14 protein-coding genes are annotated in these 14,535 nt (G+C 69.5%); 7 read left to right on the top strand and 7 right to left on the bottom strand.

Translation table 11 applies throughout. The features are described from left to right. The first annotated feature begins 281 nt into the window (after positions 1–281). The 5 genes from ACZ4RZ_RS20060 to ACZ4RZ_RS20040 all read left to right on the top strand — a co-directional run bounded on the left by ACZ4RZ_RS20060 (position 282) and on the right by ACZ4RZ_RS20040 (position 4,894). A complete protein-coding gene (locus ACZ4RZ_RS20060; protein WP_467746486.1) occupies positions 282–659 on the top strand; it encodes a hypothetical protein in 378 nt (125 codons plus the stop codon). A gap of 53 nt (positions 660–712) precedes the next feature. Continuing rightward, on the top strand, positions 713–1,624 hold the full coding sequence (locus ACZ4RZ_RS20055; RefSeq protein WP_467746242.1) for an MBL fold metallo-hydrolase: 912 nt from the start codon (positions 713–715) through the stop codon (positions 1,622–1,624). 140 nt (positions 1,625–1,764) lie between these two features. Beyond that, a complete protein-coding gene (locus tag ACZ4RZ_RS20050; protein WP_467746484.1) occupies positions 1,765–2,040 on the top strand; it encodes a DUF1232 domain-containing protein in 276 nt (91 codons plus the stop codon). Positions 2,041–2,075: 35 nt separating this feature from the next. After that, a complete protein-coding gene (locus tag ACZ4RZ_RS20045; protein WP_467746240.1) occupies positions 2,076–3,440 on the top strand; it encodes a CAP domain-containing protein in 1,365 nt (454 codons plus the stop codon). Positions 3,441–3,631: 191 nt separating this feature from the next. Then, a complete protein-coding gene (locus tag ACZ4RZ_RS20040; protein WP_467746238.1) occupies positions 3,632–4,894 on the top strand; it encodes a serine hydrolase domain-containing protein in 1,263 nt (420 codons plus the stop codon). A 16-nt stretch (positions 4,895–4,910) separates the two neighbouring features. On the opposite strand, the gene ACZ4RZ_RS20035 is transcribed toward ACZ4RZ_RS20040, so the two are convergent. The 3 genes from ACZ4RZ_RS20035 to ACZ4RZ_RS20025 all read right to left on the bottom strand — a co-directional run bounded on the left by ACZ4RZ_RS20035 (position 4,911) and on the right by ACZ4RZ_RS20025 (position 8,457). Then, positions 4,911–7,256, bottom strand: a complete 2,346-nt coding sequence (locus ACZ4RZ_RS20035) for a glycoside hydrolase family 65 protein (protein ID WP_467746236.1) — start codon at positions 7,254–7,256, stop codon at positions 4,911–4,913. Continuing rightward, a complete protein-coding gene (locus ACZ4RZ_RS20030; protein ID WP_467746235.1) occupies positions 7,253–7,993 on the bottom strand; it encodes an HAD family hydrolase in 741 nt (246 codons plus the stop codon). Before ACZ4RZ_RS20030 ends, ACZ4RZ_RS20035 begins: the two co-directional genes overlap by 4 nt. A 65-nt stretch (positions 7,994–8,058) precedes the next feature. Beyond that, positions 8,059–8,457 (bottom strand): YybH family protein, encoded by a 399-nt coding sequence (locus tag ACZ4RZ_RS20025; protein WP_467746233.1) that lies wholly within the window; start codon positions 8,455–8,457, stop codon positions 8,059–8,061. 64 nt (positions 8,458–8,521) lie between these two features. Here ACZ4RZ_RS20025 and ACZ4RZ_RS20020 point away from each other — a divergent pair, with 64 nt between their 5' ends. Both ACZ4RZ_RS20020 and ACZ4RZ_RS20015 read left to right on the top strand, forming a co-directional pair. Further along, the gene (locus ACZ4RZ_RS20020; protein WP_467746232.1) at positions 8,522–8,725 is read left to right on the top strand and encodes a DUF6191 domain-containing protein; all 204 of its coding nucleotides are present in this window, start codon (positions 8,522–8,524) and stop codon (positions 8,723–8,725) included. A gap of 50 nt (positions 8,726–8,775) precedes the next feature. After that, positions 8,776–9,471: a nucleoside/nucleotide kinase family protein gene (locus ACZ4RZ_RS20015; protein ID WP_467746483.1), complete on the top strand. Its 696-nt coding sequence runs from the start codon at positions 8,776–8,778 to the stop codon at positions 9,469–9,471. Here the strand turns inward: ACZ4RZ_RS20015 and ACZ4RZ_RS20010 are convergent. The 4 genes from ACZ4RZ_RS20010 to ACZ4RZ_RS19995 all read right to left on the bottom strand — a co-directional run bounded on the left by ACZ4RZ_RS20010 (position 9,401) and on the right by ACZ4RZ_RS19995 (position 14,531). Further along, on the bottom strand, positions 9,401–11,233 hold the full coding sequence (locus ACZ4RZ_RS20010) for a hypothetical protein (protein WP_467746230.1): 1,833 nt from the start codon (positions 11,231–11,233) through the stop codon (positions 9,401–9,403). The genes ACZ4RZ_RS20015 and ACZ4RZ_RS20010 overlap by 71 nt on opposite strands. Before the next feature lie 6 nt (positions 11,234–11,239). Next, positions 11,240–12,118: a carbohydrate ABC transporter permease gene (locus ACZ4RZ_RS20005; RefSeq protein ID WP_467746229.1), complete on the bottom strand. Its 879-nt coding sequence runs from the start codon at positions 12,116–12,118 to the stop codon at positions 11,240–11,242. A 26-nt stretch (positions 12,119–12,144) separates the two neighbouring features. After that, complete coding sequence (locus tag ACZ4RZ_RS20000; RefSeq protein ID WP_467746227.1) at positions 12,145–13,122, bottom strand: carbohydrate ABC transporter permease; 978 nt, start codon at positions 13,120–13,122, stop codon at positions 12,145–12,147. 77 nt (positions 13,123–13,199) lie between these two features. Further along, positions 13,200–14,531, bottom strand: coding sequence for an ABC transporter substrate-binding protein (locus ACZ4RZ_RS19995; RefSeq protein ID WP_467746225.1), 1,332 nt, complete (start codon positions 14,529–14,531; stop codon positions 13,200–13,202). Between the last annotated feature and the right edge of the window lie 4 nt (positions 14,532–14,535).

Raw genomic sequence — 14,535 nt, 5'->3', positions numbered from 1 at the left:
ATCACGGGATCATTCACCTCAAATCACGCATGAAAGTTTTCATGTTCTTGCGTATCCGGCGGTATATATAAATACTTCTCGCGGATCGCGACCTGGAGGCCTCCGGGTCGCGTCCGACGACCACCCGGGACCGTCCGCTCCTACCCGCATCGGGTCCCGGGTGTTCAACGGGCCCCGCCTGCGCGAGTGCCCGTGGTGGCGGCCCCGGCCATCCCCTAGACCGGGGCCGCCCCATCCCCCCCCACAACCCTTCCCGCCGACGTAACCCGGAAGCGATGAACATGGCCCTGACATACTCACCGATCACCTCGGACTGGCCGTGCCAGGTCAAGACCCCCGGCAGCTTCGACTGGGAGCGATCGGCGGTCAAATGGCTGCGCGAGCTGGTGCCGAGCCGCTACGCGAGCTACCCCGTCCTGCTCAAGCACCCCGTGCTCCTCGCCCGCCACGCCCAGATCCAGGTCCAGCACGAGATACGGGTCGCCCGCACCGCCCTGCAGACCGCGCGGGCCGAGCTGCCCGCCCTCGGACTGCACGAAGGGGTCATCGAGCACACCATCAAGCTGTACGCCGCCGAGCTCATGCAGCTCCAGCACATCGCCCGCAGCATTCGCGCGGTGACCCACGCTCTGACGGACAGCACCGTCGCGCGAAACTGAGGTCCCGGTGCCTGTGTGATGGTTCCGGGCAGGACCGTCACCGAGGAGTCGCCGTGGACACGCACAAGCCGCCGCAGGTTGTCGAAGGTGGAGCGGAGGGAGCCGGGGGATCCGCACCGGCGCGCACACTCGACGTACGGTGGATTCACGGGTCGCTGTCGGCCAAGCACAACACCGATCCCGACATCCAGGTCCACGCGTACGACGCGCACACGGTGATCCTTCGGCAGAACATGGCGATCGACTACGAAGCGCCCTTCATGTTCCTGCTGTTCGGTGAGGAACGGGCTGTTCTGATCGACACCGGCGCCACCGTGTCCGCCGAGTACTTCCCGCTGCGTCGTGTGGTCGACGAGGTGATGAAGACCTGGTTGACCGCACATCCCCGGGACGGCTACGAGCTCTTGGTGCTGCACACGCATCCGCACGGCGACCACATCGCAGGGGACGGTCAGTTCACCGACCGTCCCGGCACCCGAGTCGTGGACGCGGCCCTGGACAGCGCCTGGGAGTTCTTCGGCTTTCGCGACGATCCCGAGGGCGTCGCCCGGGTCGACCTGGGTGGCCGCGTCCTCGAATGCCTGGCGACGCCGGGGCATCACGAGGCGGCGGTGACGTTCTTCGACCCCTGGACCGGGTTCCTGCTCACCGGCGACACGGTCTATCCCGGCCGCCTGTACGTGGAGGACTGGCCGGCGTTCACCCGCACGGTCGACCGCCTGATCGACTTCTGTGCCACCCTGCCGGTCACCCACGTCCTCGGCTGCCACATCGAGATGACCCGGCAGCAGGGCCAGGACTATCCGGTGCGCACCACGTATCAGCCCGACGAGCCGCCGCTGCAGATGACGACGGATCAGCTGCGTGACATCGGAGCGGCAATCGAGACCGTCGGCGACCGGCCGGGACGTCATGTGTTCGACGACTTCGTGATCTGCCGTCGTGACACCCCGGACGGGGATTAGGAACGCGGATGCACCGCGAATGGCCCAAGCCGGCGCGATAGGAAACGGCGTGGGCGGGAAGACGGAGAGCGAACAGCCCGACGAGCGGACTGGACGGTCTCGTGAATTCCACAGCGTGGACGTTGATCTTCGTCGTCGCGATGCTGGGTGCCGCCGCGCTCGCGGTGGCGATCGCGCTCCTGGTCCGGCTCGTCCGCGCCCGCCGCGACCTGCGGCGGGCCGGACTGCCGTCCGGGCCGCGCTGGGTCTTCTGGGGCGCCGTCCTCTACCTCGTGCTCCCGGCCGACCTGCTGCCCGACCCCGTCTACCTCGACGACATCGGCGTGCTGCTGCTGGCCCTGCGGTCGCTACGCGCCCTGCCGAAGGAACCGCTGCCCACGGTGCGCGGGAACCCGCGTGCGCCGACAGGACGTTGACGTCTGTACCGAGCACCACGTCGACGGGCGGCACCATGAGCGAGCTGGTTCCCGGGGCCAATATGCCCCTGCCGGGCGGCATCCTGACTCTCAGGGTGCCGGGCCCCTTCGACGTGTCCGCGCTCATCACCGACGACAGCGGGAAGGTGCGCGGCGATGGCGACTTCGTGTTCTACAACCAGCCGACCGCGCCCGGCACCCGCCTCCAGGGCGAGCGCCTGACCATCGATCCCCTGGGGCTGCGGCCCGGAGCAAGCCGCGTCACCGTGGTCGTCAGCCCCGCCGACCCCGCGACGCCGCTGGGCCACCTGCCCGCGCCCACCCTGCACGTCATCGCACCGGACGGTCGTCCCGTCGCCCACTTCACCCCGCCACGGCCACAGCGGGAGACACTGCTGCTGCTCGCCGAGCTGTACCGGCGCGGCACCGCCTGGAGGCTCCGCGCGCTGGGCCAGGGATACGCGGACGGACTGGCGGGCATCGCCCGGGACTTCGGGGTCGATGTCACCGAGGGCGACGCGACACCGGGCACCACGCCGGGGGGCACGCCAGGTGCGAGGCCGGGAGCCGCGCGACGAGCGGCGCCGGGTGGACTGCCGGACGCGGCGCCAGTTGGACTGCCCGGCACGGACGGTTTCCTCGGCCTGGTGAACTCCGCCCGCGCCGCGGCCGGTTCCCCGCCCGTGTCCCTCGACGCGCGGCTGGCGGCCGCCGCACGGGCCCACGCCTCCGCCATGGCCGCTCGCGGACTGCTCAGCTCCGAGACTTCCGACGGCATCTCCGTCTACCAAAGGGTCACCTCGGCCGGGTACCCCTATCTCACCGTCGGTGAGCACCTGGTCTCCGGCCCGCGCACTCCGGGCGAGTTCGTGGAGTACTGCCTCTCCGCAGAGCAGTCCCGGCGCACGCTGTGCGACCCGGCGTTCCGTCAGGTGGGTCTGGCGTACATGGCCGACGGCCGCTCCGGCGACATGTACTGGACGGCGCTGTGGGCACGGCCCTTCAGTCCCGCGGAGCTCTCCCGGACAGCGAATGAGGTCATCACGCTCACCAACGCCGAACGGGCCGCGGCCGGCCTGCCGCCCCTGTCCGGCGACCACCTGCTCACCATCGCGGCCCAGGAGCACAGCGCCGACATGGTGGCCCGCGCCTTCTACTCCCACACCTCCCCCGACGGCAGCCAACCCTGGGACCGGGCCGCCGCCGCGGGCAGCACCCGCCGCACCATCGGCGAGAACATCGCCTGCGGCCAGCGCTCCCCCGCCGAGGTCGTGCGCGGCTGGATGAACAGCCCCGGCCATCGCGCCAACATCCTGAAGCCCGGCTTCACCCACATAGGCATCGGCCTCGCCGGAGGCGGCAAGGCGGGCACGTACTGGACGCAGCTCTTCGGCGGCTGACGCACGCACCCGTGCGGCCCCGCAACTGCCTTTCCGCCAAATCACCGATGCGAATTCACCGATTCTGATGCATCCCCGGGCAATGCAACCCACGCGGCCTTCCAGCGCGTAGAGATGGTGCCGACGCCCGCATCCGCGGCGCGGCTCGTGCCGGAATCACACCGGCAGAAGGAAATCGGGAGAGAAATCAGATGGTCTCAGGAACGGTGGGCACGGGTACGGCGCTCGGCGCGGTTCTGGTGTCCCTCCTGGCAGCCCCCGCGCAGGCCGCGGCACCCGCGGCCACCGGCGGCGCCGACACCGAACGGAGCGCGCCGGCCGGGGCGTTGGCGGCGCCCGACGACGCCGGGCTGCGCAAGGTGCTGCGCACGGCGCTGACCCAGGGAGCCCCTGGCGCGATGGCGCGGATCGACGACAACGGCACAGTGCACCGGCTGACCGAGGGAGTCGCCAACCGGGCCACCGGACAGGCCATCAGCACCAACGACCGGTTCCGCGTCGGCAGCGTCACCAAGACCTTCTCCGCCGTGGTGCTGCTCCAACTGGTCGACGAGGGCAAGCTGCAGCTCGACCGCTCGGTCAACAGCTATCTCCCCGGGCTGCTGCCCGACAACGGGATCACCGTGCGCCATGTCCTGAGCCACCGCAGCGGCCTGTACGACTACACCAACGACATGTTCGCCCAGACGGTCCCCGGCTTCGAGTCCGTCCGCAACAAGGTGTTCGGCTACCGGGACCTGGTGAAGCTCTCCTTGAAAAAGCCGCGCACCAATGCGCCGGGCGCGGCCTATGCGTACTCGAACACCAATTTCGTCGTCGCGGGCATGCTCATCGAGAAGCTCACAGGCCACTGCGTGGCCACGGAATACCAGAACCGCATCTTCAAGCCCCTCAAGCTCTCCGAAACCTTCTACGTCCACCCCGGTACCGCGATCCCGGGTCGCCACGCCAACGGCTACCTCACCCCCGACGCGGCCGGTGCCGCCCTGGTGGACGCGACCGAGCAGACGGTCTCCTGGGCACAGAGCGCGGGCGCGATCATTTCCACCGCGTACGACCTGGACACCTTCTACTCCGCCCTGATCCGCGGGAAGCTCATGTCCGCCGCCCAGCTGACGCAGATGCGCAAGTGGACGACGGTCAACAGCACCACGAGCTACGGCCTCGGGCTGCGCCGCCGTGACCTGTCGTGCGGCGTATCCGTGTACGGGCACACGGGCACCGTGCAGGGCTACTACACGTACGCCTTCACCTCGAAGGACGGCAAGCGCAGCCTCACCGCGCTGGCGAACACCTCCAACAACACCGCTGTGCTGAACACCATGTACGACACCCTGGAATCCGCGTTCTGCGGCAAGCCGGCGACCAAGGCCGCCCCGCGCAGTGCCGCCCCGCGCAGTGCCGCGCCCGCGGAGCGGAACGAGGACATCGCACCCGGCGTCGCCCGCTACTGACCGCTCGCGCCGCGCCTCACCCCTGACGGTTCGGCCGCCGGTGCGGCGGCTGGTCGGGCGCGGGGCGCAGCCTCGGCGCCGGGATGGGAAGGCCCCGGGGCTTGTCACCGTCGACGGTGACGGACTCGCGGTAGTGGCGGATCTCCAGGGGCTCGCCGGTCACCAGGGTGTACGTGGCGACGCCCGGCTCGATCTCCACGCGCAGACGGCGGCCGAGGAGTTCCAGGGAGAAGGCGAGCCGACTGAACCGCTCCGGCAGCCGGGGCGCGAACTCCAGGGTGTCGCCGTGGTGGCGCATGCCCCCGAACCCGGCGACCAGGGCCATCCAGGTCCCGGCGAGCGAGGCGATGTGCAGGCCGTCGCGGGTGTTGTGCTCCAGGTCCTCCAGATCCATCAGCGCGGCCTCCACCAAGTAGTCGTAGGCGAGGCCCGGATGCCCGGCCTCGACCGCGATCACAGCCTGGCAGCAGGCCGACAGGGAGGAGTCCCGGACGGTGAGGGGCTCGTAGTAGGCGAAGTTGCGGGCCTTGTGCTCCTCGTCGAAGAAGGGGCTGCACTTGTACATCGCGAGCACCAGGTCGGCCTGCTTGACGACCTGTTTGCGGTAGATGTCGAAGTAGGGGAAGTGCAGCATCAGCGGGTACTGGTCGGGCCGGGTGGCGGCGAAGTCCCAGCGCTGGTAACGGGTGAACCCGGCGTTCTGTTCGTGGACGCGGAGTTCGTCGTTGTAGGGGATGTGCATGGCGTCGGCGGCGTCGCGCCAGGCCGCGCTCTCCTCGGCATCGACGCCGAGCTCCGCAGCTCGCCGAGGGTGGCGCCCGACGACGTCCGCGGCGGCCAGGAGGTTCGTACGGGCCATGAGGTTGGTGTACGTGTTGTCGTCGGCGACGGCACTGTATTCGTCGGGTCCTGTCACCCCGTCGATGTGAAACTTCCCCTGGTGGTCGTGGTGGCCGAGCGAGCGCCACAGGCGTGCCGTCTCGACCAGCAGCTCGACCCCGGTGTCGCGTTCGAAGCGCACGTCGCCGGTGACGGCGGTGTAGCGGACCACGGCGTCGGCGATGTCGGCGTTCACATGAAAGGCGGCCGTGCCGGCGGGCCAGTACGCCGAGCCCTCCGAGCCCTCGATGGTCCGCCAGGGGAACGCGGCGCCCCGCAGGCCGAGTTGGGCCGCCCGCTCGCGTGCGGCGGGCAGGGTGTTCTGGCGCCAGCGCAGTGCCTCGGCGACGGCGCCGGGCGAGGTGTAGGTGAGCAGCGGCAGCACGAAGGTCTCGGTGTCCCAGAAGGCGTGGCCGTCGTATCCGGAACCGGTGAGCCCCTTGGCGGGTATCGCGCGCTGTTCGGCGCGGGCACCGGCCTGCAGGACGTGGAAGAGGGCGAAGCGGACAGCCTGCTGGATCTCCTCGTCGCCCTCCACCTCGACATCGGCGCGCGCCCAGAAGCCGTCGAGATAGGCCCGCTGTTCGTCGACGAGCGCCTGCCAGCCGCCGTGCTCGGCCGCCGCGAGCGCCGCGTCGACCTGATCGCGTACGGCCGGCAGTGACCGGGTGCTCGACCAGCCGTACGAGACGACCTTCTCCAGACGCAGCTTCTGGCCGGGTGCCAGGACGGAGGTGACGGTGAGCCGGGCGACGTCGTCGCCGCTCTCGCTGCTCGTGGCGGTCGGCTCGGGCCCGTTGACGACATGGTCCGCGGCCGCGGCGACCCGCAGTCCGCTGCGCCGGGTGCGATGCACGAGCCGCAGCCGCAGGCCCGCCGCGAAGCGCTCCTCCGCCTCCAGTGGCGCCTGCAGGGCGATCGCGGCGCGCGGATCACCGTTGCGGCCGGGCAACTGCTCGTTGGCCACGAGCTCCGACTGGACGACCACGCGGACCCGGGCGTCAACGGCCTCCACCTCGTATGCGACGGCGGCGATCGCCCGCTGGGTGAAGGACACCAGCCGGGTGGAGCGCACCCGGACCGTGGAGCCGGCCGGTGAGGTCCACTCGCAGGTCCGGGTGAGCAGGCCGGTGCGCAGGTCGAGTACGCGTTCGTGGGAGCGCAGCCGTCCGTAGCGCAGATCGAACGGCTCGTCGTCGACCAGCAGACGGATGATCTTGCCGTTGGTGACGTTGATGACCGTCTGGCCGGACTCCGGGTAGCCGTATCCCGCCTCGGCGTAGGGCAGCGGGTGCACCTCGTGGACGCCGTTCAGATAGGAGCCCGGAAGGCCGTGGGGTTCGCCCTCGTCGAGATTTCCGCGCCAGCCGACATGTCCGTTGGAGAGGGCGAACACGGACTCGCTCTGCGGCAGGAGGTCGAGGTGGAGGTCGTTCTCTCGCAGGGTCCAGGGCTCGACGCCGTACGACGTGTGGGTGATCACGCCCGCTCCCCCAGTTCCGCCAGATCCCGTACGACGACGTCGGCGCCGTGTGCGCGCAGGGCGGCGCCCTGTCCGACCCGGTCGACTCCGACGACGTACCCGAAGTGGCCGGAGCGGCCCGCGTCCATGCCGGCCAGCGCGTCCTCGAAGACGGCGGCTTCCCGGGCCTCGACGCCGAGGTCCCGTGCGGCGGCCAGGAAGGTGTCCGGGTGCGGCTTGCCCGGCAGCTTCCGCTCGGCGGCGACGACGCCGTCGATGCGTACGTCGAAGAGGGACTCGGCGCCGACCGAGCGCAGGATGTCACGGCAGTTGGTGCTGGACGAGACGACCGCGGTCCGCAGCCCGCTCGCGCGCACCGCCTCGACGTATCGCAGCGTGCCGTCGTACGCCTCGACGCCGTCGCTGCGGATCAGCTCCAGCAGCAGGTCGTTCTTGCGGTTGCCCAGGCCCTGTACGGTCGCGCGGTCCGGTGGGTCGTCGGGCGCCCCCTCGGGCAGTTCTATGCCGCGGGAGGCGAGGAAGGTGCGGACGCCGTCGGCGCGGGGGCGTCCGTCCACGTACTCGTCGTAGTCGGCGGTGTCGTCGAAGGGACGGAATCCGTCGCCGTCGCGCTGCCGCAGAAAGTCGTCGAACGTCCGCTTCCAGGCCGCCGCGTGGACGACGGCGGTCTTGGTGATGACCCCGTCGAGGTCGAAGAGGCAGGCCAGGATTTCTTTCGGAAGACCGAGCTCTGTCATACGACGAGTGTGCCCCGGGGACCCGCGGCCAGTGGGTGGCGAACGACACACCGCATCGCGGCGGATCAGTCGTGCGGGTACGAATGGTGCTCGTGGGCGACCCGCCAACGCCCTTGTTCCTTGCGCAGTCCGAGCGTGAGCCGCAGGCGAAGGTCGGGTTGTTCGGCGAACTCCTTCGCGGTTCCGCAGCGCAGCAGGGCGTGCGCGTACGCCACGTCAGCGCCCGCGGTGACGTCGAGGGACTCGATCTCGAACGACGCGCCCTGCGCCTGCCACTCGAAGAACGGCGGCCAGGTATCGCGGTACGCGTTGATGCCGCGAACCCCTTCGTAGGGCGGCGGCACGTCGTACATCACGATGTCGTCCGTGTGGTCCACCAGCACACCGTCGAGGTCGCGCTGGTGAACGGCGGCGGCCCAGCGCTCGATGAGGGTGCGGATCTGCTCCTGGTCATTGTTGTTCACGGTCCATGCATGCCCCATCCCGTCCGGGACTTCTCAACCGCTGCTCGGCACGGATACTGAGACAATGGAATTCACCGTCTTCATGACCCTGCCCGGCCTGGTCATCCTGCTGACGCTGGTGGCCTTCGCCGATCAGCTGCTGCTCCGGGCGGGGCGGGCGGGCCTGCTGATGCGGGACGACCCGGAGGACGGGGCGCCGCCGATCCGGACGCCGGTCGATCTGGACGGCGGGACCGCGGTCGTGCGGATGCCGCGGGCCGGTCGGTAGGAGCGGCGCCGGTGGATGCGGAACAGGAAGTCGGGGAGACCGGGGCGCACGTGACCTTCGACGATCTCCTGAAGCGCGCGGCATCGCTCGTGCGTCCCGGGCGGCGCGCCCTCCTCGGTATCGCCGGCAGCCCCGGTGCGGGCAAGACGACGCTCGCCGAGCGTCTGGTCAGTCGGCTGAACGGTGCCGGTCCTGCCTGGGTCGCTCAGGTGCCGATGGACGGGTTCCATCTCGCGGACGTCGAGTTGGACCGCCTGGGCCGCCGCGACCGCAAGGGCGCTCCCGACACGTTCGACGCGGCGGGGTACGCGGCGCTGCTGCGCCGGCTGCGCGAGGACGAGGACGACCTCGTCTACGCGCCCGGCTTCGAGCGGATCCTGGAACAACCGATCGCGGGTGCCGTCCCCGTGCCCCGCACCGCCCGCCTCGTCGTCACCGAGGGCAACTACCTGCTCCTTCGGGATGCCGCCTGGGCTCGCGCCCGTGCGCAGCTCGACGAGGTCTGGTTCTGCGAGCTCGACGAGGCCGAACGCGTGCGGCGTCTGGTCGCCCGGCACGAGGAGTTCGGCAAGGACCACGACACGGCGGTGGCGTGGGTGCTCGGCACCGACCAGCGCAACGCCGACCTGGTCGCCGCGTCACGGGAGCGCGCCGACCTGGTCGTCGATGCGGCGGTCAGCGAGGGTGGAGCTCCAGTTCGGGTTCCCCTCGCGGATCGCCCGCAGGATCGCCGATCCGTGCGGTGAACGTCTCGGTGCGGATGGTCAGTTCCGCCGAGGCGCGCTCGAAGGCGGGGGTGAAGGTGCCGCCGGGGCCATAACGCACCGCGAAGACGTGCAGGTCCTCGGGAGCGCCGGGAGCCGGGTCCGCTTCGAGGGCCGTGGAGGCGACGAGGTGCCGCCAGCCGTCGTCCGGGTTGCCGTAGCCGCGCGGGTCGGCCGCCAGAGCGAAGGCCGCCAGCTCCTGGGTCGTCTCCGAGCGGGCGTCGAAGTGGTCGGCGCCCTCCGCCGGCGGGTGCGTCAGCCTCAGGGCACCCGCGGACGTCATGTCGGACTCCGCGGTTCGGCGCACCCGGTCGCCGTCGTCCTTGGCGTACGGCAGCCCGGCGAGCAGGTAGGGGGTTCCCTCCAGCCGTTCCACGGCGACCGTCACCCACAGGCTCGTGCCGTCCGTGACGTACAGGGACCGGACGTGGCGCAGAACGTGGTCGCGGCCGACGACCGGCTTGGTGACCAGCTTGGCCGTCAGCGCGTCGGTACGGAGGTCGCGTACGCGGACCTCGCCCATGGGGCGGCACAGCAGGAAGCCGTCGACGACCGGGCCGAACCCGTGCTGGCGGTTGACCGCAGCGGGCAGGTAGTACGTGCCCGCCGCCTCCACCAGCGACGGGGTCATCCGGTCGTCGAAGGCCACCGAAACCGCGCCCGCGCGGAGTTGATGGCGCAGGGGTTCCTTCGAGGGCGGGCGGTGCCAGCGCGTGGTGTCCTGGATCTGCCAGACCAGCATGAAGGCGAAGTGGCCGTCGATGCCGCCGTCCCGTTGGACCGCGTGCCGGCCCCAGCGGGTGTCTGCCCGGTAGCGGCCGAGGTCGGCCCCGATGCGGTGGCCGAAGTAGCGCAGACCGAGCACGGACTCGAAGCCGGAGTGCTGTTCGCTGTAGCGGGGGCCGCCGTTGTCGTAGCCTCCGACGGTCAGGCGCGCGTCGATGTAGCGAGCGAGGGCGTCACCGTCCTCGGCGAAGATCTCCTCGCCGCTGATCCGGTGGGCCTGAGCGAGGAAGGACAGGGAGATCGGGCCGTAGTTGTTGTCGTACGCTCCGCCGTGCTCCGGGGGCAGGAGCGCGCCCCGGTCGCGCACCCGGCGGGCGCGGATCTCGTCGACGTACAGGCTCATCGCCCGTGCGCGGACCGGCTCCCCTACCGGCGACGGGAGATGCCGGGCGAGCATGAGGCCGCCGACGACGCACCCGATCGCCTGGTTTCCCGCCTCCTGCGGGTTGAAGAAGGTCACCTCGGTCAGCCATCGCCAGTAGCCGTGGGCCACCTCGACGAGTTCCTGGCGCAGTTCGTCGTGGACGATGCCGTCCGCCGTGTCGAGGACGTTGACCGCCTGGAGCAGTGCCCACACGGTGCTCGGCCAGTCGCCGACGGGGTGGGCGCCCGCTTCCAGAACGTAACGGGCGTACGGTTCACCGGAGTTGCGGCGCCGCAGGTTCGGATAGCCGGGGTTGTCCTCGGTGAAGACCCGCTCGCGCAGATGGAACTTCAGGCTGCGGAGCACGGCCTCGGGCAGGCGGGGATCCTGGGTGCGCTGCCAGGCGAGCGCCAGCAGCGCGGTGATGCCGAGTGAGGTGTCGCCGATGTCGTCGAGGGCGGCGGGGTGTTCGAGACTGCCTTCGGGGGTGAGGCGGGCCAGCGCCTCCTCGGCGACGGCGGTGAGGACGGCGTCGTACGCGGCCGGATCGTCCGGGAGGTCGTGCAGCGGGCCGCGCTGGTGGGGAAGATGCACCGGATGTCAGCCCTTCATGCCGGAGGTCGCCAGGCCCTCCACCAGTCTCTTCTGGAAGATGAGGAAGCAGATGAGCGTGGGCAGGAGGGCGAGTGTCGACATGGCGAACATCGCGCCGTACGACGAGCCGCTGGTCTTGTCCAGGAACAGGGTGAGGCCGAGCGGCACGGTGAAACGGGCGTTCTGCTGGAGGTAGACGAGCTGGCTGAAGAAGTCGTCGTAGGTCCAGATGAAGGTGAAGATCGTGGTGGTGACCAGTGCCGGGCGCATAAGCGGCAGGATGATCTTCAGGTAGATCTGCAGCGGGTTGGCGCCGTCCATCATGGCGGCCTGGTCGAGTTCGCGCGGAATGGAGCGGATGAACTGGACCATCAGGAAGATGAAGAAGGCGTCCACCGCGAGGAACTTCGGCACGATCAGCGGCAGGAAGGTGTTGATCCAGTTCAGGTTGTAGAACAGCGTGTACTGCGGGATCAGCGTGGCCTGCATGGGCAGCATCAGCGTGCCGAGCATCAGGCCGAACCAGATCTTCTTGCCGCGGAACTCGAAGCGCGCGAAGGCGTAGGCGGCGAGCGAGCAGGAGATCACGTTTCCGATCACCGCGCCGATCGTGACGATCAGCGAGTTGGTGATGTAGAGCGAGAAGGAGTTGCCCGAACCCTTCCAGCCCTCGGAGTAGTTCTGCGGGTGCAGCTTGTTCGGGATCAGACCGGGGTGGGTGAAGATCTCGGTGTCGGGCTTGAGCGAACTGCTCAGCATCCACAGCAGCGGGTACAGCATGACCAGCGCCACTCCGACGAGCAGCGTGTGGATCAGGATGCGGCGGGGGCCCTTGAGGGCGCGCAGCCGCTTCAGCGGCGACGCGGCCGCAGTGATGGCGGACATGGGGTACGTACTCTCCTCACCGACGCTCAGTCGTCGTAGTGGACCCAGTAGCGGCTGGCGATGAAGTTGACCGCCGTGAAGCCGGCGATGACCAGGAACAGCACCCAGGCCAGCGCCGAGGCGTACCCCATCTGCAGGTCGGTGAAGCCCTTCTTGTACAGGTAGAGCGAGTACAGCATGGTCGAATTGAGCGGTCCGCCGGTGCCGTTGCTGATCACATAGGCGGGAGTGAAGCTCTTGAACGCGTCGATGATCTGCAGGACCACATTGAAGAAGACGATAGGAGTGAGCAGCGGCAGCGTGATCCTGAAGAACCGGGTCACGGCTCCCGCGCCGTCGATCGCCGCCGCCTCGTAGACGTCCTTGGGCAGTTGCTTCAGTCCGGCGAGGAAGATGACCATCGGCGTGCCGAACTGCCAGACGGCCAGCAGGACCAGGGTGTAGATCGAGGTGTCGGGGCTGGAGATCCAGTCCTGGCCCTTGATGCCGAACCAGCCGAGGAAATCGTTGAACAGGCCGTCGCCGCCGAAGATCTGCCGCCACATGATGGCGATGGCCACCGCGCCGCCGAGCAGCGACGGCAGGTAGAAGGCGGCGCGGTAGACGCCGATGCCGCGCAACGGACGGTTGAGCAGCATCGCCACGGCGAGCGCGAGGGCCAGTTTCAGCGGTACCGAGACCACCACGTAGACGAGCGTGGCGTGCACCGAGTCCCAGAAGTTCGGGTCGTCGGTGAACATCCGCCGGTAGTTGTCCGCGCCGACCCACTTGGCGGGAGACAGCAGGTCGAAGTCGGTGAAGGACAGGTAGAGCGAGTCGAGCATCGGGTAGATCGTCAGACCGAACAGGCCGACGAACCAGGGGGCCAGGAAGAGATACGGCCACCAGCCTCCACCGCGCCGTCGGGCGGCGCGGCGGCGCAGACGTTCACGCTCGCGCTGGTCGGACGGGGTCGGGGGAACCGTAGGCTCCTTGACGACCTCGCCGGTCTCGGTGGTGGTCATGCTCATCTCCCTGGCCCTCTCCCGGTCCTTGCGTGTACCGCGCCCGGCCGCGGCCTTCGCCGCGGCCGCCGCGACCTCTACTGCGACAGGATCGACTGCGCCTGGTCGAAGAAATCGCCGAGCTGCGCCTTGATCGTCTTCTTGCCGAAGGCGATGGCGAGGTTGGACTGGAACAGCAGGTCCCAGATCTGGTCGGCGCCCTTGGGCGGGGCGGCGGGGGCGGGCAGCGCGTCGGTCGCCTTGCCGACCCGCTTGGAGATGTAGTCGGCCACGTCCATGGACTTCTTGTCGGTGTCCGACAGGTCCGGGGAGACGATGGAGCGGGCCTTCTCGGTGGGCGGGATGCCGCGCAGCAGCTGCATGTCCTTGATCGCCGTCTTGTCCTGCGCGAAGAAGCTCATGATCTTCACCGAGTCGGCGATGTGCTTGCTCGCCTTGGTGGCGCTGAGGAGGACGCCGCCATTGACGAAGTTGCCCTCACGGGCTCCCGACCACTGGCCCTGCGGAGTGGGCAGGAAGTCCAGGGTCGCGTCCGTGATCGCGCCGCCGGCGCCGTAGACGCCGGAGTCGAAGGTGAGCAGCGTCTTGCCGATCACGACGCCGTTCTTGGTGAGGTCGTTATGGGCGGCCGAGGTGACGGCGGCACCCGGGGACGCCTTGTCCTTGCGCATCTCGGCCCAGTACTCCCACCACTCCTGGAGGGTGTCCGAGGTGAAGCCGAGCTTGGTGCCGTCGGTGGAGAAGAAGGGCTGGCCCTTCTCGCGGGCGAAGACCTCGAACGCCTGGAGGGTGCCGCCACCGCCGTCGTCGACGCCGAACATCTTGCCGCCGCTGGCCTTGTTGACCTTGACGGCGAACGCCTTGAGGTCGGCCCAGGTCCACTCGCGGTCCGGCTCATCCAGGCCGAGCTTCTTGATGCCGGAGACATTGGCGGTGAGGACGTTGACGCCGATGCCGGAGGGCACGCCGTACAGCTTGCCGTCGACCGTGCCGGCCGCGAGCAGTGTCTTGGAGAAGCCGGTCAGGTCCAGCGACTTGCCGACGTACTCGTCGAGCGGGGCGATGACTCCCTTGCGGGCGTACTGGGCGACCAGCGCGGTGTCCATCTGGAGCAGGTCGGGGGCGCTGCCGCCGGCGACTTGGGTGTTGAACTTGTCGAAGTAGCCGTCGTAGCCGGAGTAGCGCTCCTCGAGCTTGATCTTCGAGTTGCTCTTCTGGAAGGTGGCGAGCGCCTTCTTGTAGGCGTTGTGACGGTCATCGCTGCCCCACCACGTCATGGTCAGCTTGTCGCTGGTGGTGCCTGCGCCGGTGCCCCCGGCGCAGGCGCTCAGCGAACCGCCGATCGCGGCCGCGGCAGCCATGCCGCTCGCCGTGCGGAACAGGGTCCTGCGCGAGATCTGGTGACCCACCGGG

This window comes from Streptomyces sp. NPDC027189 (assembly GCF_055566975.1).
This window is presented reverse-complemented; position numbering and strand designations above follow the sequence as displayed.

Excerpts from the sequence above, each read along its gene's own strand:
- ACZ4RZ_RS20060 (WP_467746486.1), top strand. The coding sequence starts at position 282 with ATGGCCCTGACATACTCACCGATCACCTCGGACTGGCCGTGCCAGGTC.
- ACZ4RZ_RS20050 (WP_467746484.1), top strand. The coding sequence starts at position 1,765 with ATGCTGGGTGCCGCCGCGCTCGCGGTGGCGATCGCGCTCCTGGTCCGG.
- ACZ4RZ_RS20045 (WP_467746240.1), top strand. The coding sequence starts at position 2,076 with ATGAGCGAGCTGGTTCCCGGGGCCAATATGCCCCTGCCGGGCGGCATC.
- ACZ4RZ_RS20040 (WP_467746238.1), top strand. The coding sequence starts at position 3,632 with ATGGTCTCAGGAACGGTGGGCACGGGTACGGCGCTCGGCGCGGTTCTG.
- ACZ4RZ_RS20030 (WP_467746235.1), bottom strand. The coding sequence starts at position 7,993 with ATGACAGAGCTCGGTCTTCCGAAAGAAATCCTGGCCTGCCTCTTCGAC.
- ACZ4RZ_RS20020 (WP_467746232.1), top strand. The coding sequence starts at position 8,522 with ATGGAATTCACCGTCTTCATGACCCTGCCCGGCCTGGTCATCCTGCTG.
- ACZ4RZ_RS20005 (WP_467746229.1), bottom strand. The coding sequence starts at position 12,118 with ATGTCCGCCATCACTGCGGCCGCGTCGCCGCTGAAGCGGCTGCGCGCC.
- ACZ4RZ_RS20000 (WP_467746227.1), bottom strand. The coding sequence starts at position 13,122 with ATGACCACCACCGAGACCGGCGAGGTCGTCAAGGAGCCTACGGTTCCC.